General features: G+C 73.3%; 25 protein-coding genes and 1 riboswitch. Of the genes, 15 read left to right on the forward strand and 10 right to left on the reverse strand.

Annotated features, from left to right (window positions below):
- The first annotated feature begins 28 nt into the window (after window positions 1–28).
- From PV350_RS16560 to PV350_RS16580, 5 genes are all read left to right on the forward strand, one after another.
- Window positions 29–766, forward strand: coding sequence for an ATP-binding cassette domain-containing protein (locus PV350_RS16560; protein WP_500334534.1), 738 nt, complete (start codon window positions 29–31; stop codon window positions 764–766).
- Window positions 738–2,852, forward strand: coding sequence for a YhgE/Pip family protein (locus PV350_RS16565; RefSeq protein ID WP_499511374.1), 2,115 nt, complete (start codon window positions 738–740; stop codon window positions 2,850–2,852). Before PV350_RS16560 ends, PV350_RS16565 begins: the two co-directional genes overlap by 29 nt.
- Window positions 2,853–2,895: 43 nt before the next feature.
- Window positions 2,896–3,507 carry a TetR/AcrR family transcriptional regulator gene (locus PV350_RS16570; RefSeq protein WP_499511375.1) on the forward strand — a complete coding sequence of 204 codons (612 nt, stop codon included), beginning with the start codon at window positions 2,896–2,898 and terminating at the stop codon, window positions 3,505–3,507.
- A gap of 289 nt (window positions 3,508–3,796) precedes the next feature.
- Window positions 3,797–4,411 (forward strand): DUF4126 domain-containing protein, encoded by a 615-nt coding sequence (locus PV350_RS16575; RefSeq protein WP_499511376.1) that lies wholly within the window; start codon window positions 3,797–3,799, stop codon window positions 4,409–4,411.
- Between the two features lie 10 nt (window positions 4,412–4,421).
- Complete coding sequence (locus tag PV350_RS16580; RefSeq protein ID WP_500334536.1) at window positions 4,422–5,951, forward strand: phytoene desaturase family protein; 1,530 nt, start codon at window positions 4,422–4,424, stop codon at window positions 5,949–5,951.
- A 139-nt stretch (window positions 5,952–6,090) separates the two neighbouring features.
- Here the strand turns inward: PV350_RS16580 and PV350_RS16585 are convergent, their stop codons facing one another.
- The 5 genes from PV350_RS16585 to PV350_RS16605 form a co-directional block, all read right to left on the reverse strand.
- The gene (locus PV350_RS16585) at window positions 6,091–7,059 is read right to left on the reverse strand and encodes a hypothetical protein (protein ID WP_500334538.1); all 969 of its coding nucleotides are present in this window, start codon (window positions 7,057–7,059) and stop codon (window positions 6,091–6,093) included.
- Window positions 7,060–7,115: 56 nt separating this feature from the next.
- A complete protein-coding gene (gene metF / locus PV350_RS16590; RefSeq protein ID WP_499511379.1) occupies window positions 7,116–8,033 on the reverse strand; it encodes a methylenetetrahydrofolate reductase [NAD(P)H] in 918 nt (305 codons plus the stop codon).
- A gap of 96 nt (window positions 8,034–8,129) precedes the next feature.
- Window positions 8,130–8,816 carry a thiamine phosphate synthase gene (gene thiE, locus PV350_RS16595; RefSeq protein ID WP_500334540.1) on the reverse strand — a complete coding sequence of 229 codons (687 nt, stop codon included), beginning with the start codon at window positions 8,814–8,816 and terminating at the stop codon, window positions 8,130–8,132.
- Between the two features lie 46 nt (window positions 8,817–8,862).
- Entirely contained in the window at window positions 8,863–9,228 is a 366-nt protein-coding gene (locus PV350_RS16600) for an Rv2175c family DNA-binding protein (RefSeq protein WP_499511381.1), read from the reverse strand.
- 100 nt (window positions 9,229–9,328) lie between these two features.
- A complete protein-coding gene (locus PV350_RS16605; RefSeq protein ID WP_500334542.1) occupies window positions 9,329–10,531 on the reverse strand; it encodes an NAD(P)/FAD-dependent oxidoreductase in 1,203 nt (400 codons plus the stop codon).
- Window positions 10,532–10,613: 82 nt separating this feature from the next.
- Window positions 10,614–10,727: riboswitch (TPP riboswitch) on the forward strand.
- Between PV350_RS16605 and thiO the strand changes: the two genes are divergently transcribed.
- The 6 genes from thiO to PV350_RS16635 all read left to right on the forward strand — a co-directional run bounded on the left by thiO (window position 10,724) and on the right by PV350_RS16635 (window position 16,455).
- Window positions 10,724–11,872, forward strand: coding sequence for a glycine oxidase ThiO (gene thiO / locus PV350_RS16610; protein WP_500334544.1), 1,149 nt, complete (start codon window positions 10,724–10,726; stop codon window positions 11,870–11,872). (Overlaps the previous riboswitch by 4 nt.)
- Window positions 11,869–12,087 (forward strand): sulfur carrier protein ThiS, encoded by a 219-nt coding sequence (thiS, locus tag PV350_RS16615; protein ID WP_499511384.1) that lies wholly within the window; start codon window positions 11,869–11,871, stop codon window positions 12,085–12,087. Before thiO ends, thiS begins: the two co-directional genes overlap by 4 nt.
- 4 nt (window positions 12,088–12,091) lie before the next feature.
- Window positions 12,092–12,895 (forward strand): thiazole synthase, encoded by an 804-nt coding sequence (locus PV350_RS16620; protein ID WP_499511385.1) that lies wholly within the window; start codon window positions 12,092–12,094, stop codon window positions 12,893–12,895.
- A 176-nt stretch (window positions 12,896–13,071) separates the two neighbouring features.
- A complete protein-coding gene (gene pknB, locus PV350_RS16625; RefSeq protein WP_500334546.1) occupies window positions 13,072–14,970 on the forward strand; it encodes a Stk1 family PASTA domain-containing Ser/Thr kinase in 1,899 nt (632 codons plus the stop codon).
- Window positions 14,958–15,863 (forward strand): deoxyribonuclease IV, encoded by a 906-nt coding sequence (locus PV350_RS16630; RefSeq protein ID WP_500334548.1) that lies wholly within the window; start codon window positions 14,958–14,960, stop codon window positions 15,861–15,863. Before pknB ends, PV350_RS16630 begins: the two co-directional genes overlap by 13 nt.
- Before the next feature lie 85 nt (window positions 15,864–15,948).
- Window positions 15,949–16,455, forward strand: coding sequence for a DUF4396 domain-containing protein (locus PV350_RS16635; protein WP_499511388.1), 507 nt, complete (start codon window positions 15,949–15,951; stop codon window positions 16,453–16,455).
- A 21-nt stretch (window positions 16,456–16,476) separates the two neighbouring features.
- Here PV350_RS16635 and PV350_RS16640 read toward each other — a convergent pair whose 3' ends face one another.
- Entirely contained in the window at window positions 16,477–17,091 is a 615-nt protein-coding gene (locus PV350_RS16640) for a sulfite oxidase-like oxidoreductase (RefSeq protein WP_499511389.1), read from the reverse strand.
- A 161-nt stretch (window positions 17,092–17,252) separates the two neighbouring features.
- On the opposite strand from PV350_RS16640, the gene bfr reads away from it, so the two are divergent.
- Window positions 17,253–17,732, forward strand: a complete 480-nt coding sequence (gene bfr / locus PV350_RS16645; protein ID WP_499511390.1) for a bacterioferritin — start codon at window positions 17,253–17,255, stop codon at window positions 17,730–17,732.
- A 25-nt stretch (window positions 17,733–17,757) separates the two neighbouring features.
- Here the strand turns inward: bfr and PV350_RS16650 are convergent, their stop codons facing one another.
- Window positions 17,758–18,066 (reverse strand): (2Fe-2S)-binding protein, encoded by a 309-nt coding sequence (locus tag PV350_RS16650; RefSeq protein WP_500334551.1) that lies wholly within the window; start codon window positions 18,064–18,066, stop codon window positions 17,758–17,760.
- A 133-nt stretch (window positions 18,067–18,199) separates the two neighbouring features.
- Window positions 18,200–19,549 carry a class II 3-deoxy-7-phosphoheptulonate synthase gene (locus PV350_RS16655; protein WP_499511392.1) on the reverse strand — a complete coding sequence of 450 codons (1,350 nt, stop codon included), beginning with the start codon at window positions 19,547–19,549 and terminating at the stop codon, window positions 18,200–18,202.
- 280 nt (window positions 19,550–19,829) lie between these two features.
- On the opposite strand from PV350_RS16655, the gene PV350_RS16660 reads away from it, so the two are divergent.
- Window positions 19,830–20,345: a hypothetical protein gene (locus tag PV350_RS16660; RefSeq protein WP_499511393.1), complete on the forward strand. Its 516-nt coding sequence runs from the start codon at window positions 19,830–19,832 to the stop codon at window positions 20,343–20,345.
- Here PV350_RS16660 and PV350_RS16665 read toward each other — a convergent pair.
- The gene (locus tag PV350_RS16665) at window positions 20,296–20,820 is read right to left on the reverse strand and encodes an anthrone oxygenase family protein (RefSeq protein ID WP_499511394.1); all 525 of its coding nucleotides are present in this window, start codon (window positions 20,818–20,820) and stop codon (window positions 20,296–20,298) included. The genes PV350_RS16660 and PV350_RS16665 overlap by 50 nt on opposite strands.
- Window positions 20,821–21,073: 253 nt before the next feature.
- Here PV350_RS16665 and erm point away from each other — a divergent pair, with 253 nt between their 5' ends.
- On the forward strand, window positions 21,074–21,826 hold the full coding sequence (gene erm, locus PV350_RS16670) for a 23S ribosomal RNA methyltransferase Erm (protein WP_499516807.1): 753 nt from the start codon (window positions 21,074–21,076) through the stop codon (window positions 21,824–21,826).
- Window positions 21,827–21,836: 10 nt separating this feature from the next.
- Here the strand turns inward: erm and PV350_RS16675 are convergent, their stop codons facing one another.
- Window positions 21,837–22,421: a Uma2 family endonuclease gene (locus PV350_RS16675; protein ID WP_499516808.1), complete on the reverse strand. Its 585-nt coding sequence runs from the start codon at window positions 22,419–22,421 to the stop codon at window positions 21,837–21,839.
- A 283-nt stretch (window positions 22,422–22,704) separates the two neighbouring features.
- On the opposite strand from PV350_RS16675, the gene PV350_RS16680 reads away from it, so the two are divergent.
- Window positions 22,705–24,648 carry an anthranilate synthase family protein gene (locus PV350_RS16680; RefSeq protein ID WP_500334553.1) on the forward strand — a complete coding sequence of 648 codons (1,944 nt, stop codon included), beginning with the start codon at window positions 22,705–22,707 and terminating at the stop codon, window positions 24,646–24,648.
- Window positions 24,649–24,787: the final 139 nt, after the last annotated feature.

Consider the following 24,787-nt stretch of genomic DNA (forward strand, 5'->3'; position numbering starts at 1 on the left):
TGGTCAGTTCAAAGAATGGGGGCGGCGAGTGATCACCGCGGAGGGGTTCGGGCTCAAGGGGCCCCGGGGCTGGGTGTTCCGGGACGTCACCTTCACCGCGCCGGCGGGCGCTCTGGTCGCCGTCGAGGGTGCCTCCGGTTCGGGCCGCACCTGTCTGCTGCTGTCGCTGACCGGGCGCATGCGCGCGGCGGAGGGCCGGGCCGAGGTGGCCGGGCTCACGCTGCCCAAACAGCTCGCCGCGGTCCGCCGCGTCGCAGCGCTCGGCCCCGTCACCGGGGTCGCGGAACTCGACCCGGCCCTCACCGTCGGCGAGCACCTCCGGGAACGCGTGCTGCTGCAGCGGCGGTTCGGCGGCTCGCTGCGCGAACTGGTGCGGCCCGGCGCGACGGACAGGGCGCGCGTCGACGAGGCGCTGACGGCAGCCGGGCTGGACCTGTCGACGCTGCTCAAGGCCGAGCGCACCGCCGCCCGTGACCTGGAGCGGCTCGAGGCCCTGCGTCTGGGCACCGCCCTCGCGCTGCTGGCCCGCCCCAGGGTGCTGGCGGTGGATGACGCCGACCACAAGCTGGCCCCGGCGGAACGCGAGGAGGCCTGGGCGATGCTGCGGGCCGTCGCCGCGGGCGGCACGACCGTGCTGGCGGTGTGCTCCCAGGCTCCGGGGGACGCCGTGGTGGCGCGCACCCGGCCGGCCGCCGCGGAAACCGACACGAAGACCGACGACGAGGAGGGGGCGGCCGATGCGCACGCCGAGGCTGGCAGCGCTTGAGCTGAGGAAGTTCGGCAGGGGGCGGCTGCCACGCGCGGCCATGGTGTCGCTGCTGCTCCTGCCGCTGCTCTACGGCGCCCTGTACCTGTGGTCCTTCTGGGACCCCTACGGGCGGCTGGACAAGATCCCCGTCGCCCTGGTGAACGCCGACCAGGGCACCACCGTGAACGGGCAACGGCTCGCCGCGGGCGACTCCATCGTGGACGGCCTGCGGGAGAGCGCCACCTTCGACTGGCGCGAGACCAGCGCCGCCGAGGCGGCCGAGGGCGTCGAGGACGGCACGTACTACCTGTCGCTGACCATCCCGCGGGACTTCAGCGCGCGCGTCGCGTCGAGTTCCGGCGACCACCCGCGTACCGGCGCGCTCCAGGTGCGCACCAACGACGCGAACAACTACGTCGTGGGGCAGATCTCCCGCACGGTCTTCTCCGAAGTGCGGTCCGCCGCCTCCACCAAGGCGTCGAGGGACTTCTACGACCGGATCTTCGTGGCCTTCTCCGACCTCCACGACGAGACGGTCAGGGCCGCCGACGGCGCGGACGACGTCACCAAGGGCGCGGGCTCGGCCCGGACCGGCTCCAAGAGGCTCGGCGACGGCATCTCCACCGCCGAGGACGGCGCGCGCCGGCTGGCCGGCGGCCTGCACACGGCGAGGAAGGGCAGCAGTTCGCTGGCCGGCGGGCTGGGAGAACTCGACAGCGGCGCCGGCCAGGTCGCCTCGGGGACCCAGGCACTGGCCGACAAGGTCAACGGCGCCTCGGACGAACTGACCTTCGTCAAGGAGCACGTCAAGGAGATCAACGCGGTGGCCCGGGTCGTCGCCCGCGGCTCGCAGGCCGCCCGCGACGGCATCGGCGACCTGCCGCGGCAGTCGGCGCGGGCGGTCCGCGACGCCGAGGCGGCCGCCGCCGGGATCCACGACGCCTACGCGGAGCAGTGCCCCCTGGGCGCCGTCACCCCACAGTGCCGGACGCTGAGGAAGGCCGTCGACGCCGCCGACGAGGTGGCAGGCGTCGCCGCCCGTCTCGACACCTACGTGCAGGGGCACTCCGCCGCCCTCGACGACCTCCGCGACGACCTCGGCACGCTGCACTCGGCGGCCGTGGCGCTGTCGGACCCGGCGCTCGCCACGAAGCTGCAGAGCGCCGTCGACGGCGTCAACCGGCTCAACGAGGGCGCCCACGAGGTGGCGAAGGGACTGCGGACGGCGTCGGACGGCGCGGGCGCCCTCGATGCCGGGCTCCGGGACCTGGCCTCGGGAGCCGACACCCTGGCGGGCGGGATGTACCGGCTGTCGGACGGCAGCAACCAGCTGACGACCGGTCTGACCCGGCTCACCGACGGCAGCGGGCAGCTCGCCGACGGCCTGCACGACGGCGCGTCCCGGATCCCCGACTACGACGGCGGCGAGCGCGCCGACCGCACCGAGGTGATGGCCGACCCGGTCCGGCTGGCCGCGCAGTCGCTGCACAAGGCGCCCAACTACGGGACGGGCTTCGCCCCCTACTTCATCCCGCTGTCCCTGTGGGTCGGCGCGATGGTCGCCTACATGCTGCTGCCGCCGCTCAGCAGGCGCGCCATGGCCGCGGGCGCCCCCGCCTGGCGGATCGCGGTGGCCGGGTGGCTGCCGGTGCTCGCCATAGGGGTGCTGCAGACACTGGCCCTGATGGCGGTGCTGCACTGGGCGATCGGCCTGCAGATGGTGCGGGCGGCCGGGACGGTCGGCTTCCTGGTGCTGGTGACCGCCTGCTTCGCCGCCATCGTGCAGTGGCTCAACGCCCGCTTCGGGCCGGCGGGACGCGTGCTGGTGCTGGCGCTGCTCATGCTGCAGCTCACCTCGGCGGGCGGCACCTACCCGGTGCAGACCAGCCCCGGCTTCTTCAACGCGATCCACCCCTTCCTGCCGATGACCTACGTCGTCGAGGGGCTGCGCCACCTCATCACGGGCGGCGGGCTCTGGCCGGTGTGGCGGGCGGTCCTGGTGCTGCTCGCCTTCACCGCGGGCGCGCTGGCGCTGACCGCGGTGGCGGCCCGCCGCAAGCAGGTGTGGACGCTGGACCGGTTGCATCCGGAGCTGTCCCTGTGAGGCCGCACGAAACCGGGCGCCCGGACCGTAGACAATCGTCGTCATGAACAGTGCACGACGGCAGGCCACCCGGCAGAAGCTCTTCCAGGCCGCGGTCACGCTCATCGCCGAGCAGGGCTTCTCCGCCACCACGGTCGACGAGATCGCCGAGCGCGCCGGGGTGGCCAAGGGCACCGTCTACTACAACTTCGCCAGCAAGAACGAGCTCTTCGAGGAGCTGCTGCGGCACGGCGTCGGCCTGCTGACGGCCTCCCTGCGGGAGGCGGGGGCGGGCGTCACCGCCCGCGGCGGCAGCCACGTGGACGCGATCGACGCGATGATCCGGGCCGGTCTCGCCTTCATCGCCGAGTACCCGTCCTTCACGCAGCTGTACGTGGCCGAACTGTGGCGGACCAACCGCGCCTGGCAGGACACTCTCATGGTGCTGCGCAAGGAGGCGGTCGCGGTCGTGGAGCAGACGCTGCACGACGCGGTGACAGCGGGCGAGCTCAGCGACGAGATCGACGTGCCCCTCACGGCGGCCGCCCTCTTCGGGATGGTGCTCGTCGCGGCGCTGGACTGGCTGTCCTTCCAGCCCGAGCGGTCGATCGACGACGTGCACGCGGCCCTGTCGCGGCTCCTGCAGGGACGGGTCGCGGGGCACGCCCGCGCCTGAGCGCCGTACGACGGCGCGCCGCCCCGGCGCGGCCCGATCCCCCGTCGGGCCGTTCCGGGGCGGCGCTCCCCCGTGCACCCCCGCTCCGGCCGGGCGTGGCGCCGTTCCGCCGCCCCGTGTCGGCGGTGCCGGTGCCGTGCCCTTCCGTTGCCTCCACCTTGGCGTCCGGGCCGCCCCGCGCTCATCCGTGCGGGTACTCAAGTGGGGGTCTGAGTACAGGTACTCATGACCGGGTCGTATCGCTCAAAGGCCGCGGTGGTCTTCCAGGGCTTCGGTAGCATCACGGCCCATGTCGGTACTTCCGCTCGTGTTCACCAGCGGCTGGGCGAGCGGGATCAACGCCTACGCCGTGGTCTTCCTGCTGGGCCTGATGGGCGCCACGGGCGTCAGCGACCAGGTGCCGCCCGCCCTGGAGCGCACCGACGTGCTGATCGCCGCGGGGATCCTGTTCCTCTGCGAGGCGGTCGCGGACAAGATCCCCTACGTCGACACCACGTGGGACGCCGTGCACACCGCGATCCGGCCGGTCGCCGGCGGCGTGGTGGCGGCCCTGCTGGCCGGGCAGGACGGCTCGCTGCCGCAGCTCGCCGCGGGCGCGGTCGGTGGCACGACGGCGCTGGTGAGCCATCTGGTGAAGGCCGGGCTCCGCATGGGCGTCAACACCTCGCCGGAGCCCGTGAGCAACATCGTGATCAGCCTCGCGGAGGACGTCGGCGTCGCCGCGATCATCGTCTTCGCGCTCTTCCACCCGGTGGCCGCGGCGAGCATCGCGGCCGTGCTGCTCGTGCTGGGCGTCATCACGGTGATCTTCATACTGTCGCGGATCCGCCGTGCCTGGCAGCGCTGGAAGGCCCGCAGGGAACGCCGCAAGGCCGGTCGCGGCGTTGTCGGTGGCTGGGGTTAGAGTCCCGTTCATGGCACGGATTGCGGTGATCGGCGCGGGGATGGGCGCCATGGCTGCCGCCGCCCGGCTCGCCACCGGCGGGCACCGGGTGGCGGTGTACGAGCGGGCCGGCACCCACGGGGGCGGTGTGCGGCGGCTGGAGCGCGCGGGCTTCGGGTTCGACACCGGCCCGGGCCTGCTGCACCTGCCCGCCGTCTACCGCGACCTGTTCGTCAAGACCGGCAGGGAGAGCCTGGAGGACAGCGTCGCGCTGCGCCAGGTCGACCCGGCGAGCCGCCACCTCTTCTCCGACGGCACGTCCGTGTCGCTGCCCAACGCGTCCCGCGGCGGGGTCGTCGCGGCCCTGGACGCGGCGCTCGGCACCGGCGCGGGCGAGCGCTGGAGCGAGCTGCTGGTGCGGGCCCGGGAGGTGTGGGACGCCACGCGCCGCCCCCTGCTGGAGGACGCGCTCGCCGGCGACCCGGCCGCGCTCGGCCGCGATCCGTATCCGGCGCCTCCCGTGCGGCGGGGGCTGTTCCGGCGCGGCGCGCCCACCCTGGCCGACGTCGCCCGGCGCGAACTGGACGATCCGCGGCTCGCCGCGCTGCTCGGCTCCTACGCCCTGGCGTACGGCTTCGACCCGCGCACCGCGCCCGGCAGCGCCACCGTGCTGCCGTACCTGGAGCAGACCTTCGGCAGTTGGTACGTACGCGGCGGCATGCGGGCGCTGGCCGACGCCGTGCACGCCCGGTGCGTGGCGCGGAGGGTGGAGTTCCACTTCGGGACCGCGGTCGCGGGGATCGTGGAGAAGGACGGCCGCGCGGCCGGGCTCGAACTCGCCGACGGCACAAGGGTGGAGGCCGACACGGTCGTCGCCGGTGTCGCCCCGTGGCTGCTGCCCCCGCTGCTGGCGCACGGCGCCGGGGGCGTCCGGGGCGCCGACCAGGTGTGGGACGGCATCGGTCCCGGCCCCCGCTGCGAGGGCCCCGGGCGCCTCACGGTCTGCCTGGCGCTCCGCGGGGCCCGACCCTCGGACGCCGTGCACCGCACGGTCGTCCACACCGCGGACCTGGAGACCGAGGCGGCCGCGCTGGCGCGGGGCGAGCTGTACGACCGCCCGACGGTCACCGTGCTGCGCCCCGACGACGACACCTTGCGGCCCGACGACGCCTCGGAGTCGGTCACGTTGAGCGTCACGGTCCCGCCCCACGGCCTCTCGGGGGTGGACTGGCGGGCGCCGGGTACGGCCGAGCGCGTCGCGGACGCGGCGCAGGAGGCCGCGGCCGCGGTCCTGCCCGATCTGACGGACCGCCTGCTGTGGCGGGCCGTGCACACGCCCGCGGACACCGAGGAGGAGACGGGCACCCCGGGCGGCCGGCTCCCCCGCCCCGCCCTGGCCGGCGCGGACGGGGCACATCTGCACCCCGGCAACCGGCTGCTCGTCCCCGGTCTGTACCTGGTGGGCGGCTGGTCCCACCCCGGTGGCGGCCTCGCCCACACCGGCATGTCCGGTGCCATCGCCGCCGACCTCATAGCGGGCGGTCCCGGCGGCAGCCGCTGAGGCACGCGTCCCGCGCCGCCCGGACACCGCCGACAGCCCGTCGCCGCCGGTGGACGTGGAGGTCCTCGGCGACGCCGGGCTGCTGGACTTCGGGCTGGAGCGGGTCGGCTCCGGCTGACGGGGCCGCCGCCCGTGGGCGCTAGTTGTAGCGGTAGGGGTCGTACGGGTCGTACTGGCCCTGCTGCTGCCCCTGCTGCTGGCCCTGCTGGTCGTAGGTGTTCTGCTGCTGCGGGACGTAGGGCTGCTGCTCCCCGCCCTGCTGCGGCACCCACACGCCGCCCGCCGGGGTGTCGTAGCCGTACTGCTGCTGGGTGCCCTGGCCCTGGCCCTGCCCCTGGCCCTGCCCCTGGTACGGGTCCTGGTAGCCGCCCGCGTAGGTGCCGTAGGCCGCCGTCTGCTGCTGCTCCCAGCCGCCGGTCTGCTGCTGCTGTCCGTAGGCGTCGTACGAGGCGGCCGCGGGCTGCTGTTGCTGCTGGCCGCTGTTCCAGTCGCCGTAGCCGGTGGTGGCGGCGTAGTCCTGGTAACCGGCGCCCGCGTACGGGTCCTGGGCGTAGTTCGGCTGCCCGTTGTACATCGGGTACTCGCCGCTGTCCTCGTGCATGGGCATGGGCTGGTAGACCTGCGTGGAGTCCATCCCGGCGGGTGCCGCCGCGGCCGGGCCGGCAGCGGCGTAGCTGTCGTAGGACTGCCCGACGCCCGCACCGGCCTGGGAGTCGCCCCCGGGCTCCTCGTACGGCGTCGCCAGACCGTCGTCCGGCAGTTCGTCGCGCTGCGCGCCCCGGCCGCGGCGGCCGGCGGCACGGCGTGGCAGCGGCGGCGCCTCCTCGTCGTCCTCGTCGTCGGCGCCCTCCTTGGGGGAGCGCAGTGCCCAACCCTCGACGAAGCCGCGGCGGTAGGAGAGCGTGACGAAGGTCTGGCCCGCGCCGAAGGCGACGGCACCGGCCACGATGACGAGGACCGAGGGCAGGTAGACGCCCAGGACGACACCAAGGAACCCCGCGAAGGCCAGCAGCCGCCACCTCAGCCGCGCCTTGTACTGCAGGAGCACTTCACCGAGCAGCCACAGCGCGACCACCCCGAAGGCGATGTAGAGCACTGTGTAGGCCATGAGCGCACTTCCTCACCGTTCACCGTCGTCGGCCCACTGGGGCGGCGGGTCCGCCCTCACGACCTCTGGTGCAGTCCCAGATTCTCGTAGATTTCCAACGACGCCGTGGAGTGATTAAGGGTAATGAAGTGCAGTCCCGGGATGTCCTCGGCCATCAGCCGCCGGCACATCTCGGTCGCGTACTCGACCCCGATCGCCCGCACCGCGGCCGGATCGTCCTTGACCGCGAGGATACGGTCCGCGAGCTCCTGCGGGAAAGGCGCGTTGCCGAGCTGGGCGAAGCGCTCGATCTGCTTCACGTTCGTGACCGGCATGATCTCGGGGATGATCGGGGTCTCGCAGCCCGCCTTCCCGACGCGGTCACGCAGGCGCAGGTAGTCCTCGGCGTTGAAGAACATCTGGGTGATGGCGTAGTCCGCGCCCGCCCGGCACTTCTCGACGAAGTGACGCGTATCACTTTCCCAGTCGGTCGAGCGGGGGTGCATCTCGGTGAAGGCGGCGACACCCACGCAGAAGTCGCCCGACTCCTTGATGAGCCGGACCAGTTCGTAGGCGTGGTCGACGCCCTCCGGGTGCCGCAGCCACTCCCCCATGGGGTCGCCGGGCGGGTCGCCGCGCAGCGCGAGCATGTTGCGGATGCCCGCGTCGGCGTACTGGCCGATGATGTTGCGCAGCTCGGCGACGGAGTGGTCGACCGCGGTCAGGTGGGCCACCGGGGTCAGGGTGGTGTCGGAGGCGATCCGCTCGGTCGCCCGGACCGTGCCTTCGCGTGACTTGCCGCCCGCGCCGTAGGTGACGGAGACGAAGGTGGGGCCCACGGCCTCGATGCGGCGGATCGCGTTCCACAGGGTCCGCTCGCCCTTCTCGGTCCTCGGCGCCATGAACTCGAAGGAGTACGAGCGCTCGCCGGAGGCCAGCAGCTCACGGATGGTGACCGCGTGATCGGTCCTGGTGGAGGCGGTTCCGAGGGCCATGGGCCTCAGGCTATCGGCGAGGACTGGGCCGTCCCAACAGACGACGCCCAAATGTCCATCCCTTGGACATCCCGTACTCCCGGCACGGGCCCTCGCTCAGCCCTCGTAGGAGCGCACCCGCTTGGCCAGCTCGGCCGCCGCGGCCCCCGGGTCGGCCGCCTCGGTGACGGCCCGTACGACCACGATCCGGCGGGCCCCGGCGTCGAGCACCTGCTCCACGTTGGACAGGTCGATCCCGCCGATCGCGAACCACGGCCGGTCCGTGCCCAGGCCCGCCGCGTACCGGACCAGGCCGAGGCCCGGCGCGGGCCGGCCGGGCTTGGTCGGGGTGGGCCACACCGGCCCGGTGCAGAAGTAGTCCGCACCGGGCTCCACGGCGGCCGCGGCCGCCTCGGTCTCGGAGTGGCAGGACCGCCCGATGACCACCTCGTCGCCGAGGAGCGCGCGGGCGGCCTGCACGGGCAGGTCGCCCTGGCCCAGATGCAGGACGTCCGCCCCGGCGGCGTGCGCCACGTCGGCACGGTCGTTCACCGCGAGCAGCCTGCCGTGCCGTCCGCACTCCTCCGAGAGGACCGCGAGGTACTCCAGCTCCTCGCGGGCCTCCAGGCTCTTGTCGCGCAGCTGGATGACGTCGACCCCGGAGGCCAGCACGGCGTCCGCGAACGCCGCGAACTCCTCCAGGCCGCCGTGGCACTTGCGCGCGTCGGTGCACAGGTAGAGCCGGGCGTCGGCGAGCTGGGCGCGGACGCCCGTGCTGGTGCTCGTGCTCGTACGCGTGCTCATACGGGCGGGTCCCCTCGGGTGGCTGCGGCGGTGGCGGGTCGTTCGGTCAGACGGCGAGTGCCTGGGCGCGGCGCTTCACCTCGGTGCCGCGGTTGTCGCGCAGCGCCTGGACGGGGGTGCCGGGCAGGCTCTCGTCCGGGGTGAACAGCCACTCCAGGGTCTCTTCGTCGCTGAAACCGTCGTCCTTGAGCAGGGTGAGGGTACCCGCGAGGCCCTTCACGATCTTCTCCTCGCCGATGAAGTCGGCGGGGATCATCAGCACCCGGTTCTCACCGCGGCGCACGGCGATGAGCTGGCCCTCCTTGATGAGCTGGCGGACCCGGGTCACCTCCACGCCGAGGCGCTCGGCGACATCGGGGACGTACAGCCAGGAGGGGACGAGGGAGTCAATCTTTGCGTCGATCTCGGTCACAGGACAAGCGTGCCATCCCGGACCGACACCATGGAACCGCTCAGGGCACCCGTTGCTCCGTCCTGACGGGTCCGCTACGCCTCCGAGACCACCACGGGCGTCAGACGACCGCCGCCCGGAGCTGCACCGCAGGGTCGGCGGCCAGGGTGTCGTCGAGGTGGACGCCGCGGGCGATGAGCTTGCGGGCCTGCGCCAGGTCGCGCGGCCGGCCCACGGCGAACAGCGCGACCAGCTGGCCGTCGCGCAGCCACAGCACCGACCAGGCGGGCCCGTCCGGGTCCCCGCGCAGCAGCATGCGGTCGGAGTCCACGTGGTACCCGGCGTACTGCACGAAACGCCCGAACTGCTCCGACCAGAAGTAGGGGACGGGGTCGTAGGGCTCGTCGCCGCCCAGGATGTTCGCGGCGGCCGTGCGCGGCCCCTGCACCGCGTTGTCCCAGTGGTGGATCAGCAGCCGCTCCCCGTACCGCGCCGACGGGAAGGAGGCGCAGTCCCCCACCGCGTACACGTCCGGCACCGAGGTGCGCAGCCGGTCGTCGGCCAGGACCGAGCGGTCCGGCCCCAGCTCGACGCCGGAGCCGGCCAGCCACCCGGTGGCGGGCCGGGCGCCGATCCCGATGACGACCGCCTCGGCGGCGAGCACGCTGCCGTCGGCCAGGCGCACCGCGCCCGGCTCGACGGAGGAGACGACCGCGCCGGTGCGCAGCTCCACGCCCTCCTCCGCGTACCAGCCGCGCATCCGTTCGGCGATGTGCTCGGGCAGCACCCCGGCGAGCGGGTGGTCGGCGGCTTCGACGACGGTCACCTCGCACCCGGCGTGACGTGCCGCGGTGGCGAACTCGGCGCCGATCCAGCCCGCGCCGACCACCACGACCCGGTGCCGGTTCTCCAGCACCGGGCGCAGCGCGGTGGCGTCGTCCAGGGTGCGCAGCACGTGCACGCCCGGCGTGCCCTCGCTGCCCGGCAGCATGACCGGCTCGGCGCCGCTGGCCAGGACGAGCTTGTCGTAGCCGACCGGGCCGGCGTCGGTGTGGACCTGCCGCTCCCCGGGGCGCAGGGCGCTCGCGTGCCGCCCGAGCAGCAGTTCGACGTCGATCCCCGCGAAGTCGACGTCCAGCGCCGGGCCCTCCTCGGCGCCGAAGAGCACGCCCTTGGACAGCGGCGGCCGGTCGTAGGGGGCGTGCGGCTCCGCGCCGATCAGCGTGATCGTCCCGCCCCAGCCCTGCTCGCGCAGGGACACGGCGGTCTGCACTCCGGCCATCCCGGCCCCGACGACGACGACGCGCTGCTCGCTGCTGGTCACGCGATCACCGTAACGCCGCGGGGGCGCCGCCCGCCGGTACCGGTGCCCTACTCGCCTCGGATGGCGCGTACTAAGGTGGATCAGGAGCACTCGCGGGAGCCCGGCGCACCGGGCTGAGAGGGCGGCTGGAGCGGCCGCCGACCGTACGAACCTGATCCGGGTCATGCCGGCGAAGGGAGGAGCGGGAACATCATGCACCGTCATGACGTCGTCGTGGTCGGCGGCGGGATCATCGGACTGGTCACCGCGTGGCGGGCCCGCGGGCGCGGCCTGCGCACGGCGGTCGCGGACCCCGAACCGGGCGGCGGGGCGGCCCGGGTGGCCGCGGGGATGCTGGCGCCGGTCACGGAGGTGCAGTACGGCGAGCAGCCGCTGCTGGAGCTCAACCTCGCGGCGGCGCGCCGCTATCCGTCCTTCGTGGCCGAGCTGGAGGAGACGACGGGGCTCGACCTCGGCTACCGCACGTGCGGCACCCTCGCCGTCGCCCTCGACGCCGACGACCGGGCGCAGCTGCGCGAACTCCACTCCTTCCAGGAGTCCTTGGGCCTGGCGTCGCAGTGGCTCAGCGGCCGTGAGTGCCGCCGCCTGGAGCCGATGCTCGCCCCCGGCGTGCACGGCGGGCTGCGGGTCGACGGCGACCACCAGATCGACCCCCGGCGGCTGGCCGCGGCGCTGGTGCACGCCTGCGAGCTGTCCGGGGTGGAGTTCCGGCGGTCGCGGGTGGCGCGGGTGGACGTGACGGGCGACCGCGCCCACGGGGTGGTCCTGGAGGACGGCACCAGGATCGCCGCCGGGCAGGTGGTGCTGGCCGCCGGGAGCCTCAGCGGCCGGGTCGAGGGGCTGCCCGCACGGGCGCTGCCGCCCGTACGGCCGGTGAAGGGGCAGGTGCTGCGGCTGCGGGTGCCGGCGGCGTACGCGCCGTTCCTGTCGCGGACGGTACGGGCCGTGGTCCGCGGCGGTCACGTCTACCTGGTCCCGCGCGAGAACGGCGAGCTGGTCGTCGGCGCCACCAGCGAGGAGATGGGCTGGGACACCACCGTCACCGCCGGCGGGGTGTACGAACTGCTCCGCGACGCCCACGAATTGCTCCCCGGCATCACCGAACTCCCGCTGACCGAGACGCAGGCGGGCCTGCGCCCCGGCACGCCCGACAACGCCCCGGTGCTCGGCCGCGGCGCGCTGGACGGACTGGTGCTGGCCACCGGCCACCACCGCAACGGCGTGCTGCTGACCCCGCTGACCGGGGACGTGATGGCCGAGGTGCTCACCGGGTCGGAGGTCCCCGCCAAGGCCCGGCCCTTCTCCCCCGACCGTTTCGCCCTCCAGGAGCAGCACGCATGACCGGGCCCCTCCTTCTGTCCGTCTCCGTCAACGGCGAGGCGCGGGAGGTCGCCGAGGGCGTCACCCTCGACCGCCTCGTCGCGACCTTGACGGTCGCCCCGTCCGGAGTGGCGGCCGCGCTCAACGAGACGGTCGTCCCGCGCGCCCAGTGGCCGGCGACCCCGCTCCGCGACGGCGACCGCGTCGAGGTCCTCACCGCAGTCCAGGGAGGCTGACCCCATGGCCGACGACCCGCTGACCATCGGCGGCACCGCCTTCGGATCCCGGCTGATCATGGGCACGGGCGGGGCGCCCAGCCTGGAGGTCATGGAGCAGGCGCTGCTGGCCTCCGGCACCGAGCTGACCACGGTCGCCATGCGGCGGCTGGACCCCACGGTCAAGGGCTCCGTGCTGTCCGTGCTCGCCCGGCACGGCATCCGCGTGCTGCCGAACACCGCCGGGTGCTACACCGCGGGCGAGGCCGTCCTCACCGCCCGCCTGGCGCGCGAGGCGCTGGGCACGGACTGGGTGAAGCTGGAGGTCATCGCCGACGAGCGCACCCTGCTGCCGGACCCGGTGGAGCTGCTGGACGCGGCGGAGACCCTCGTGGACGACGGCTTCACGGTGCTGCCGTACACCAACGACGACCCGGTGCTCGCCCGGAAGCTGGAGGACGCGGGCTGCGCGGCGATCATGCCGCTGGGCTCGCCCATCGGATCGGGGCTCGGCATCCGCAACCCGCACAACTTCGAGCTGATCGTCGAGCGGGCGACGGTGCCGGTGATCCTGGACGCGGGGGCCGGGACGGCCTCGGACGCGGCCCTGGCGATGGAGCTGGGCTGCGCGGCCGTCATGCTGGCCTCCGCCGTCACCCGGGCGAGGGAACCGGTGCTCATGGCCGAGGCCATGCGGCACGCCGTCGACGCCGGGCGCCTGGCGTACCGGGCGGGGCGCATCCCCCGCCGCCACCACGCGAACGCGTCCTCGCCGGCTGTGGGACTCGCCACGTTCGACCCCGAACGCCCCGCCTTCGGCGCCTGCTGACCCGTGGCCCGGGCACCCTGCCGCGACCTGCGGGGGCCCGCGCCGGACCGGGGCCGCTCCCGCCCGGTGGCACGTGGCAGCGCGGGTCACGGGGCGGTCGCGGTACCGCACGGGTGAGGTACAACTTGGGCGGGTTAGCCCAGAAGGGTCATGTCGGCACCGTAAACTGCACCTTCGTGGATACGACGCTTCAGGACCCGCTCGTCGGGCAGACGCTCGACGGCCGCTACCGGGTGGAGTCCCGGATCGCGGTCGGCGGCATGGCGACGGTGTACCGGGCGCTGGACACCCGCCTGGACCGGGTGCTGGCCCTGAAGGTCATGCACCCCGCCCTCTCCGCCGAGCCCGGCTTCGTGGAGCGCTTCATCCGCGAGGCGAAGACCGTGGCGCGCCTCGACCACCCCAATGTGGTCCAGGTCTACGACCAGGGCGCCGACGGCACCTACGTCTACCTGGCCATGGAGTACATCGCGGGCTGCACCCTCCGCGACGTGCTGCGCGACCGCGGCGCCCTGCCGCCCCGCGCCGCGCTGGACATCCTGGAGCCCGTGCTGGCCGCGCTCGGCGCGGCGCACCGCGCGGGGCTGGTGCACCGCGACATGAAGCCGGAGAACGTCCTCATAGGCGACGACGGCCGCGTCAAGGTGGCGGACTTCGGCCTGGTCAGGATCGCGGGCACGCACACCAACACCTCCGCCGGCGGTGTCCTCGGCACGGTCTCGTACATGGCGCCGGAGCAGGTCGAGAGCCCCACGACCGACGAGCGCACCGATGTGTACGCGTGCGGGGTGCTGCTCTACGAGATGCTCACCGGCCGCAAGCCGCACACCGGCGGGACGCCCGTGCAGGTGGTCTACCAGCTGGTGAACGAGGACGTGCCCGCCCCGTCCGCCGCCTCCCCCGGGCTGCCCCCGCAGCTGGACGCGCTGGTGGCCGAGGCGACCGCGCGTGCCGCCGCCCGGCGTCCGGCCGACGCCGCGGAGCTGCTGCGGCGGCTGCACGCGGTGCGCCAGGGCATGACGCCCGAGCAGCTGGACCTGGTGCCACCGGGCGCGCGGACCCCCGCGCACGCCCCCGCGGCACCGGCCGGCGCCGAGGAACCGACGACGGTGGTGCACCGCACCGCGCGCCTGGAGTTCTCGCCCGAGCCGACCCGGCAGCAGCCCCGGACGGCGTCCCGGACGTCGACCCGGCCCCGGCGGCGTCGCGGGGCCATCGCCGTCGTGACGACCCTGCTGCTGATCCTCGGCGTCGGCGCGGGCATCTGGTACATCAACGACGGCCAGTTCACCCGGACCCCCGCCGTCGTCGGGCTGCCGCAGGCGCAGGCGGAGCGCCAGCTGCGCGACGCCGGGCTGCGGGTCGAGGTCGTCGAGGCGTTCGACCCCACCATGACCAAGGGCAAGGTGGCCTCCACCGACCCGGGCACGGGCGAGCGCATCCGCGACAACGGCACGGTGACGATCACCGTGTCCAAGGGCCCGGAGCGGGTGAAGGTCCCGGGCGTGGTGGGCGAGGAGCTGGCGGAGGCGAAGCGGCGGCTGAAGGCCGCCGGACTGAGCCCGGGGACGGTCTCCCGCGAGTTCAGCGACGAGGTGCCGCGGGGCCGGGTGATCTCCACCGACCCCGGCTCGGGCGCGAGCCGCCGGCCGGACTCGGCCGTGTCGCTGGTGGTGAGCAAGGGCGCGCCCGTCGACGCCCCCGACGTGGTCGGGCAGCCGCTGGAGGACGCCCGCCGGCAGCTGGAGGACGCCGGGCTGCGGGTCAAGGTGGACCCGCGGCAGGTCTACTCCGACCAGGCGGACGAGGGCGCGGTCGCCGGGCAGACGCCCGGCGCCAACACACGGCTGGCGGCCGGTGACACGGTCACGCTGCAGGTCTCCAAGGGCCAGGAGATGGTCGTGGTACCGGACGTGCAGGGCCTGGACGTCGACGAGGCGAAGGCGAAGCTGGAGGCCGCGGGCTTCGACGTGCGCGTCATCCAGTTCTTCTTCACCGGCCAGGTCAACAACCAGTCGCCCGCCGGCGGCACCGAGGCACCGAAGGGCAGCACGATCACACTGTGGGTGCGATAGTCACGTCCGATGGCGGCGCCGCCGCCGCGCTCCGCAACCCTGTCGGCGGCCACGTCGCCGTGGCCGGTGGGCTGGCCACCACCGGGCTGGCGGAGGCCGCGCGGATGGGCGCCGAGACCGTGCAGGTCTTCGTCGCCAACCCCCGCGGGTGGGCGACCCCGCCCGGCAGTCCGCGCCAGGACGAGGAGTTCCGCGAGCGCTGCGCCGCGCAGGGACTCCCCGCGTACGTCCACGCGCCGTACCTGATCAACTTCGGCTCGCACACCGAGGCGACGGTCGACCACTCGGTGGACTCGCTGCGCCACTCGCTGCGCCGCGGGCGGGCGATCGGCGCCCTGGGCACGGTCGTGCACACCGGGTCGGCGACCGGCGGCCGTTCCCGGGCCACCGCGCTGGCGCAGGTACGTGAGCGGATGCTGCCGCTGCTGGAGGAACTGACGCACGACGACGACCCGTGGCTGCTGCTGGAACCGACCGCGGGGCAGGGCTTCTCGCTCTGCTCGCTGGTGGAGGACCTGGGCCCGTACTTCGACGCCCTGGACCACCACCCGCGGCTGGGGGTCTGCCTGGACACCTGTCATGTGTTCGCGGCCGGGCACGACCTCGCGGCGGCCGGCGGGGTCAAGGCCGTCCTGGACGAGCTGGTGGCGACGGTCGGCGAGGGGCGACTGAAGCTCGTCCACGCCAACGACTCCAAGGACGTCACCGGCGCCCACAAGGACCGCCACGAGAACATCGGCGCCGGTCACATCGGTGCCGCCGCCTTCGGGGAGCTGTTCCGGCACCCCGCCACGCAGGGCGTGCCGCTGGTCGTGGAGACGCCGAACGGCGGCCCCAAGGGCACCGGGATGGCCACGGACGTGGCCGTGCTCAAGTCGCTGCGCCCGGTCTGACCGGATCGGCGGGAATACCCCAGGGGGTAATGCGTTGAGCGTCGAGCACGACGAGACACCCGCACTCATCCCTGGGGGGCACAGGATGCAGCACGTCGAGCACTCCCACCGGCATCAGTCCCACCACGAGCACCACACGGCGGCCCACCACACCGGCCCGGCCTCCTGGGGCACCGCCGTCCAGGCCACGCTGCACTGCCTCACCGGCTGTGCGATCGGCGAGGTCCTCGGCATGCTGATCGGCACGGCCCTCGGCTGGCACAACGTCCCGACGATGACCCTGGCGATCGTCCTGGCCTTCGTCTTCGGCTACTCGCTCACCATGCGCGGCGTCCTGCGGGCCGGCCTTGACCTGCGCAGCGCCGTACGGGTGGCGCTCGCCGCCGACACCGTCTCGATCGTCTTCATGGAACTCGCGGACAACGGGACGATCCTGCTGTTCCCGGGCGCGATGGACGCCACGCTGTCGGACGCGCTGTTCTGGATCAGCCTCGCGCTGGCCTTCGTGGTCGCCTTCCTGGTGACCGCACCCGTCAACAAGTGGATGATCGGCCGCGGCAAGGGACACGCGGTCGTCCACCGGTACCACTGACCCACTGCCGAGGCCCGGCGGCTACAGCTCCGGCCCGTCGCCGGGCTCCTCCTGGTACGAGTAGCGCTGCTCGCTCCAGGGGTCGCCGAGGTTGTGGTAGCCGCGCTCCTCCCAGAAGCCCCGGCGGTCGGACGTCATGTACTCCACGCCCCTGACCCACTTGGGGCCCTTCCAGGCGTAGAGGTGGGGCACGACGAGCCGGGCCGGGAAGCCGTGCTCCGCGGTCAGCGGCTCGCCGCCGCGGTGGGTCGCGAATATCGACTTGGGGTCGGCGAAGTCCGCCAGCCTCAGGTTGGAGCTGAAGCCGTACTCGGCCCACACCATGACGTGCGTGACGTCCGGCGCGGGCGGCGCCAGCCGCAGGATCTCGGCGGTGGAGACACCGCCCCACTCGACGCCGAGCATGCTGAACTTGGTCACGCAGTGGAAGTCGCCCGTGACCGTCGTGTACGGCAGCGCGGCGAACTCCTCGTGGCCCCACGCACGCTTGCCGCCGTCCGCGGTGGCGCCGAAGACCTGGAACTCCCAGCGCTCGGGTTTGAACCTGGGCACCGGACCGTAGTGGGTGACCGGCCAGCCCCGCTGGAGCCGCTGTCCGGGAGGAAGCTCCCCTTCGCGGCGTTCGGACTGACCCATGCGTCCATGGTGACAGACCGGATGCAGTGCTACCGACCAGCACCAGGTCAAAGTATGACAACCCGGGCCACCGGAGTAAGTGTGAACTTACTGGATCGCTTCCACCGGCGGTGCGAAGATGCGCCCATCGTGTGGATTCCTCCGGAAAGGACGGGCTTGCCATGCAGGGCGACCCCGAGGTCATCGAGTTCCTGAACGAGCAGCTGACGGGCGAGCTGACGGCGATCAACCAGTACTTCCTGCACGCCAAGATGCAGGAGAACCTGGGCTGGACAAAGCTCGCCAAGTACACGCGACACGAGTCCTTCGACGAGATGAAGCATGCCGAGGTGCTGACCGACCGCATCCTCTTCCTCGACGGACTGCCGAACTACCAGCGGCTCTTCCACGTCCGGGTGGGGCAGACCGTCACCGAGATGTTCCAGGCCGACCGCCAGGTCGAGGTCGAGGCGATCGACCGCCTCAAGCGCGGCATCGAGGTCATGCGGGCGAAGGGCGACATCACGTCGGCCAACATCTTCGAGGACATCCTCGCCGACGAGGAGCACCACATCGACTACCTGGACACCCAGCTCGAACTCATCGAGAAGCTCGGGGAGCCGCTGTACATCGCCCAGCTCATCGAGCAGCCCGACAGCTGACGGCCGTCGGCCGGGCCGCAGCCGTTCAGGCGGCGCTGGCCGCCGCGGGCAGCGGGACCACGACCGGCACCGGCAGTGCGGGCGGGACCGGCAGGGAGGCCGGCGCGGGGGCACCGAGGGGTTCCGCGGGCGCTCCGGACTTCGCCGTGTCGAGCTTCGTACGGGTGGCACAGCCGTCGCCGCGGCCGAGAAGCGCCTGTATCCGGCGCACGCAGGAACCGCAGTCCGTGCCCGCCTTGCAGGCGGAGGCGATCTGGCGAGGGGTGCAGCGGCCGGCGTCCGCATGCTGCTTGACCTGCTCTTCGGTGATGCCGAAGCATGAGCAGACGTACACGCGGTTCCCCTCTCTCTCGATCCCGGCCTGAGGTTAACCTAACCTTACCCGCCGGGCGAGTGGCTGAAAACCGACGAGGGGCGCGGATCGATGTGATCCGCGCCCCTCTCAGGGTCCGCAGGGACGGCCGCCGCTACTGGCCGCGGTACATCTCCGCCACCAGGAACGCCAGGTCGAGCGACTGGCTGCGGTTGAGCCGCGGGTCGCAGGCCGTCTCGTAGCGCTGGTGCAGGTCGTCGACGAAGATCTCGTCGCCGCCGCCCACGCACTCGGTCACGTCGTCGCCGGTGAGCTCCACGTGGATGCCGCCCGGGTGGGTGCCGAGGCCGTGGTGCACCTCGAAGAAGCCCTTGACCTCGTCGAGCACGTCGTCGAAACGGCGCGTCTTGTGACCCGAGGCCGCCTCGAAGGTGTTGCCGTGCATCGGGTCGCACACCCAGGCGACCTGCGCGCCCGAGGCCGTGACCTTCTCCACCAGGTTCGGCAGCAGCTCGCGCACCTTGCCGGCGCCCATACGCGTGATGAAGGTCAGCCGGCCGGGCTCGCGGTCCGGGTCCAGCCGGTCGATCAGCGCCAGCGCCTCCTCGGGCGTGGTCGTCGGGCCGAGCTTCACGCCGAGCGGGTTGCGGATCTTCGAGGCGAACTCGATGTGCGCGTGGTCGAGCTGACGGGTGCGCTCACCGATCCAGACCATGTGGCCGGACACGTCGTACAGCCGGCCGGTGCGGGAGTCCACGCGGGTCAGCGCCGACTCGTAGTCGAGCAGGAGCGCCTCGTGCGAGGCGTAGAACTCGACGGTCTTGAACTCCTCGGGGTCCGCGCCGCAGGCGTGCATGAAGTTCAGCGCGCCGTCGATCTCCCGGGCCAGGGCCTCGTAGCGCTGCCCGGACGGCGAGGACTTCACGAAGTCCTGGTTCCAGGCGTGCACCTGACGCAGGTCGGCGTAGCCGCCGGTGGTGAAGGCCCGGACGAGGTTCAGCGTCGCGGCGGACGCGTTGTACAGGCGCTTGAGCCGCTCCGGGTCCGGCACGCGGGCCGCCTCGGTGAACTCGAAGCCGTTGACCGAGTCACCGCGGTAGGTCGGGAGGGTCACCCCGCCCCGGGTCTCCGTCGGCTTCGAACGCGGCTTGCTGTACTGACCGGCGATCCGGCCCACCTTCACGACCGGCACGGACGCGGCGTAGGTGAGGACGGCGCCCATCTGCAGCAGCGTCTTCAGCTTGTTGCGGATCTGGTCGGCCCCGATCTGGTCGAAGGCCTCCGCGCAATCGCCGCCCTGCAGCAGGAACGCCTCACCCCGGGCCACGGCCCCCAGGCGGTCGCGCAGCTGGTCGCACTCGCCTGCGAAGACGAGCGGCGGATACGACTCGAGGTCCGCGATCACTTCGCGCAGAGCCTCGGGGTCGGGGTACTCAGGCTGCTGCGCCGCGGGCAGTGAGCGCCAGGTCTGGCGCCCGGCGTGGGTTTCAGCGTTCACGGTCACGCAGCCCACATTACGTGGTCGTGTCCGTTCCTTTGCGCATCGGACCAGAGGATGAGACGACCGAGTGACCTCCGCGGAGCCCCGTCCGACCCGCCCGGCACAGGCCTGCGGAGCCCGGAGGGCGGGCCCTCCCCGGCCCCGCGCGCCGGCGCCGCCCGGCGTACGGCGACGGCGCGTCCGGCCCACGCCGCCACCGCGGAGTCCACCCAGTGAGACGGCCCGCGTCCGGGGTCGTACGCTCGGCCCGCACACCGAAGCCCGGACGGGAGGGGCCGCCGTCATGCCGACACCGTCGGAGGCGTTCAGGTACGTGGGACCGGACGACATCCGGGCCGCCGTGGTGCGGCCCGACGCGGCGGGCCGGGCGGTGCGGTCAGCGGACGACGTCCGGCAGTGGCTGGATGGCGCCGCCGCCGACCGCGAGGAGCCCTTCACCTACGTCGTCGACTCGACCGGCACGCTCCGTCTGGCGCCGCGCCGCAGCGAGCACGTGGCGTGCGCCGGGGGCGGGCCCGTGCTGGCCGCCGGGGAGATCACGTTCGCCGCGCGGGAGGACGGCGGGTGGGAGGTGACCGAGGTCGGCAACCAGTCGACCGGCTACTGCCCCGACGCCGAGGCGTCCTGGCCCGCGCTGGCGGAAGCCCTCGACCGGGCGGGGCTCACCCGCCCCGGCTGGTTCACGCAGGCGGTCGTCTTCCGGCATTGCCCGCGGTGCGGCGAGCGCAACCTCGTCAAGGACGACGACTTCACATGCGCCCTGTGCGACGCGCCGCTTCCACGGCGGCGCGGCCGCTGAGGACGAGCGCCTGGCCCAGGCAGCCCAGCGCCGCCGTGCACAGGAGCGTGCGCACCAGGTTCCAGCGGACCCAGGCCGCCTCGAACCGCTCGCGCACGGCGGCGGGATCGGCGAGGCTCCCGGGGTCGCCCGCCGCGTCCAGCCGGTCGTTCAACGGGATGTTGACGCCGAAGGTGACGACGAGCACCGCCAGGTAGAGCACGGTCGCGGCGATCACCCACGGGAGCGGACCGCGGCCTGCGTCGCGCAGGCAGAGCGCCACCGCGGCGGCGCACAGCAGCAGCGAACCGCCGAAGACCAGCAGGAACCAGCCGTTCTGGATGGCGATGTTGATGCGCTGCATCGCGTCGACGAGCGTACGGTCGGCCGCCTTGGCCAGACCCGGCATGACGGCGACGGAGAACGCGAAGAAGAGCCCGGCCATGAGGCCGACGGCGACGGTGGCCGCGACGAGGACGGCGTCTCGGGAAGTCATGCGACCAGTGAAGCCGCGCCTGGTGAGACGGAACATGGCCCGGACGCTCCGTCCCATACGCGAGCGTCCACACGGAGAGCGCGGAAAACCGCGTGCGGAACCGGACGGGGCCGGGATACCGTGCGGCCCATGGGTTGCACCTACTACATCAGGCTGCGCCGGGCATAGCCGCGGCGCTCTTCGCCGCGGCATCGGGTCCATCGTCGGAACCTCTTATGTCGCGGAGTGCACACCCATGCCTCACCACCGGTCCATGGTGGGCGGCCGGCACGAGCTCGGCCAGAACTTCCTCACCGACCGCACCGTCATCGCCTCCATCGAGGCCCTCGTCGCCGCCACCAGCGGACCCATCGTCGAGATCGGCCCCGGCGACGGCGCCTTGACCCTCCCCCTCAGCCGCACCGGCCGCCCCCTGACGGCCGTGGAGATCGACCCGGGGCGCGCACAGCGCCTGCAGCGGCGGCTCCCGCGCGGCGCGCACGTCGTCACCACCGACGTCCTGCGCTACCGCTTCCCGCGCGAACCGCACGTGATCGTCGGCAACCTGCCCTTCCACCTGACGACCACCATCATGCGGCGCGTCCTGGCCGCCGACCGGTGGGAGTGCGCGGTGCTGCTCGTCCAATGGGAGGTCGCCCGCCGCCGCGCGGGCGTCGGCGGCGCCAGCATGCTCACCGCCTCCTGGTGGCCCTGGTACGACTTCACCCTCCACTCCCGCGTCCCCGCCCGCGCCTTCCGCCCGGCACCCTCCGTCGACGGCGGACTGCTGACCATGACCCGGCGCCCGCAGCCGCTCGTCACCGGCGACCGCCGCGCCTACCAGGCCTTCGTCCAGCGGGTGTTCACCGGCCCGGGCCGTGGCCTGCGCGAAGTCCTCGCCCGCACCGGCCACTTCGACCGCACGGCGCTGCGCGACTGGCTGCGTGCCGAACGCGTCCCCCCGCACGCCCTCCCCAAGGACCTCACGGCGAGGCAGTGGGCGTCCCTGTGGCGGCTGGTGAGGTGAGGGGCGGCGGCTACAGCCGCTCGATCTCCGCGAGGTCGATGTCCACGGCGAACGGCACGGACACCTTGAGGCGTTCGTGGTGGATGCCGGTGGCGACGTAGGTGCCGGTGGCCGACTCCCGTTCGAAGACGTAGACGACGGGGAGCCGGCCCTCGCCCTTCTCGACCCGCCAGAAGTGCGGGATGCCCGCCTCGGCGTACAGTTGCGGCTTGCGCTTGCGGTCCCGCTCCTCGGAGTCGGGTGAGACCACCTCGACGACGAGCACGGCGTCGGCCGCCTGGTACCCCGTCTCGTCCGCGCCGTCGCTCGCGGCCTCGGCACGCACCAGCACCAGATCCGGCTCGGGCCGGTTGCGCCGGTTCAGCACGACGCTCATCTCCCGCCGCACCCGCAGGTTCTCCGGGGCCGCCGCTCGCAAGCCCTGCTCCAGCAGATACATGGCCGCCGAATGAAAGCTCTTCTGCAGGCTCACGAACACCAGGCTCCCGTCGATCAACTCCGTGTGCGGCGGGAGGTCGGGAATGCGGTCCAGGTCGTCCGAGGTGAAGCCGCCACGCGGCGGAATCGCCCAGGCCGGCAGCGGTTCGGCGGTCATGGTTCCTCCCATGGACGGGATTCTGGACGCATCCCCGAGAGTACCGGGGCCCCACGTCCCCACGATGCCCCGAAAGCGTGAGCGGGGCCGCCGCGTCGTGGGCGGATGCGTTAGGGTGCGGAACATGTACGCGCAGCAGACGCACCTGCAGTGGTGGTGGACCGCGGATCCGGCGGCCCACTAGCAGCGCGTACGCAGAAGCAGACGCTCAGGCCGCCCGAGGGGCGGCCTTCGGTGTTTGCGCGGCCGTCCCTTCCCTCGCCGAAGACCGGAAGGAACCGCCGTGGAGAACCACGATCCCGCCGCCGCACCCCCCGCCGCCGCGCTCGTCGAACGGCTGCTGGACCCCGCGTGCCCGCCCTTCGCGCTGCTCAGGCGCAGAGCGCCCGGCCGGGACACGGACACCGTCGAAGTGCTGCTCGGCCCGGTCACGACGGCGGAGCGGCTGGCCGGCATCGCGCTGCCGACCGGGGCGCCCGAAGGGGAGCGACCCACGGTGGACGCACTGGCGCTGGTGCCGTACCGGCAGATCAGGGAGCGCGGCTTCGACGTGCGCGACGACGGGACGCCGCTGGTCGTGCTGCGCCCCCGTGAGACGTACGAGCTGCCGCTGCCCGAGCTCATGGCGGCCCTGCCCGCGCACGCGGTGCGCGTGGAAGGCGGGGCCTTCGACGTCGACGACGACACGTACGCCGGGATCGTGGAGCGCGTCATCGAGGACGAGATCGGGCGCGGCGAGGGCGCGAACTTCGTCATCCGGCGCACCTTCCGCGGCGAGATCCCGGGGTTCGCGGCGGCCGACGCGCTCGCGCTGTTCCGCCGGCTGCTCGACGGCGAGCGCGGCGCCTACTGGACGTTCGTCGTGCGGACCCCGGAGCGGACCCTGGTCGGCGCCAGCCCCGAGGTGCACGTGCGGATGGCCGGCGGGACGGTCGTCATGAACCCCATCAGCGGCACCTACCGCTACCCCGCGCAGGGGCCGGACGCGGAGGGGCTGCTCGCCTTCCTGCGGGACGCCAAGGAGGTGGAGGAGCTGACGATGGTGGTCGACGAGGAACTGAAGATGATGTGCACCGTCGGCGACCTCGGCGGCGTCGTCGTCGGCCCGCGCCTGAAGGAGATGGCGCACCTGGCACACACCGAGTACGAGTTGCGCGGCCGCAGCAGCATGGACGTGCGGGACGTGCTGCGCGAGACCATGTTCGCCGCGACGGTGACCGGCTCGCCGGTGCAGAACGCCTGCCGGGTGATCGAGCGCCACGAGCCGGGCGGCCGCGGCTACTACGCCGGCGCCCTCGCCCTGATCGGGCGGGACGCAGGCGGGGCACAGACCCTGGACTCGCCCATCCTGATCCGCACCGCGGACGTCGACGCCGCGGGCTGCCTGAAGGTCCCGGTGGGCGCGACCCTGGTGCGGCGCTCCGACCCGTACGCGGAGGTCGCCGAGACGCACGCGAAGGCGGCGGCCGTGCTGGCCGCGCTGGGGGTCCGGCCCGGACGGGCGCAGGGCCCGGCGGCGGACCGGCCACCGCTCGGCGACGACATCCGGGTGCGGGCCGCGCTGGACGGACGCCGCCGGAACCTGGCCCCGTTCTGGCTGCGCATGCGCACCGCGGAGCGGCCCGGCACGCTGACCGGGCACGCCCTCGTGGTGGACGGCGAGGACACCTTCACCGCGATGCTCGCGCACGTGCTGAGGTCGTCCGGGCTGCAGGTCACCGTGCGCCGCTTCGACGCCCCGGGACTGCGCGAGACCGCCCTCGCGCACCAGGGCCCGGTCGTCCTCGGTCCGGGCCCCGGCGACCCCTGCGACACCGGCGACCCCAAGATGGCCCTCCTGCGCGGCCTCGCCTCCGGACTCGTCCGCGGCCACCGGCACGGCCTGCTCGGGGTCTGCCTCGGCCACGAACTGATCGCCGCCGAACTCGGCCTCGACATCGTCCGCAAGGACGTCCCCTTCCAGGGCGCGCAGACATCCGTCGACCTGTTCGGGAAGGCGGAGACCGTGGGGTTCTACAACTCCTTCACCGCCCGCTGCGACGACGCGACGGCGGAGGAGCTCGCCATGCACCGCATCGAACTGAGCCGCGACCCCGCCACCGGCGACGTCCACGCCCTGCGCGGCCCGGGCTTCGCGGGCGTCCAGTTCCACCCCGAGTCCGTGCTCACGCTGAACGGCACGGCGATCGTGGCGGACCTCCTGGCGGGGGTGACGGTGGCGGGCTGACACCCGCGTCCCGCCGCCCCGCACGCGGCCCCGGCAGGTCAGACCGCGGCCGCCGGGAACTGGTGCGTCCGCGGGGTGACCGCGCGGGGCTGAGGTCCGGTCTCTTAAACAAACTCCCAGGCCACCAGAAAACTTTTAA

The organism is Streptomyces sp. PA03-6a (assembly GCF_033792765.1).
Taxonomy (GTDB): Bacteria; Actinomycetota; Actinomycetes; order Streptomycetales; family Streptomycetaceae; genus Actinacidiphila.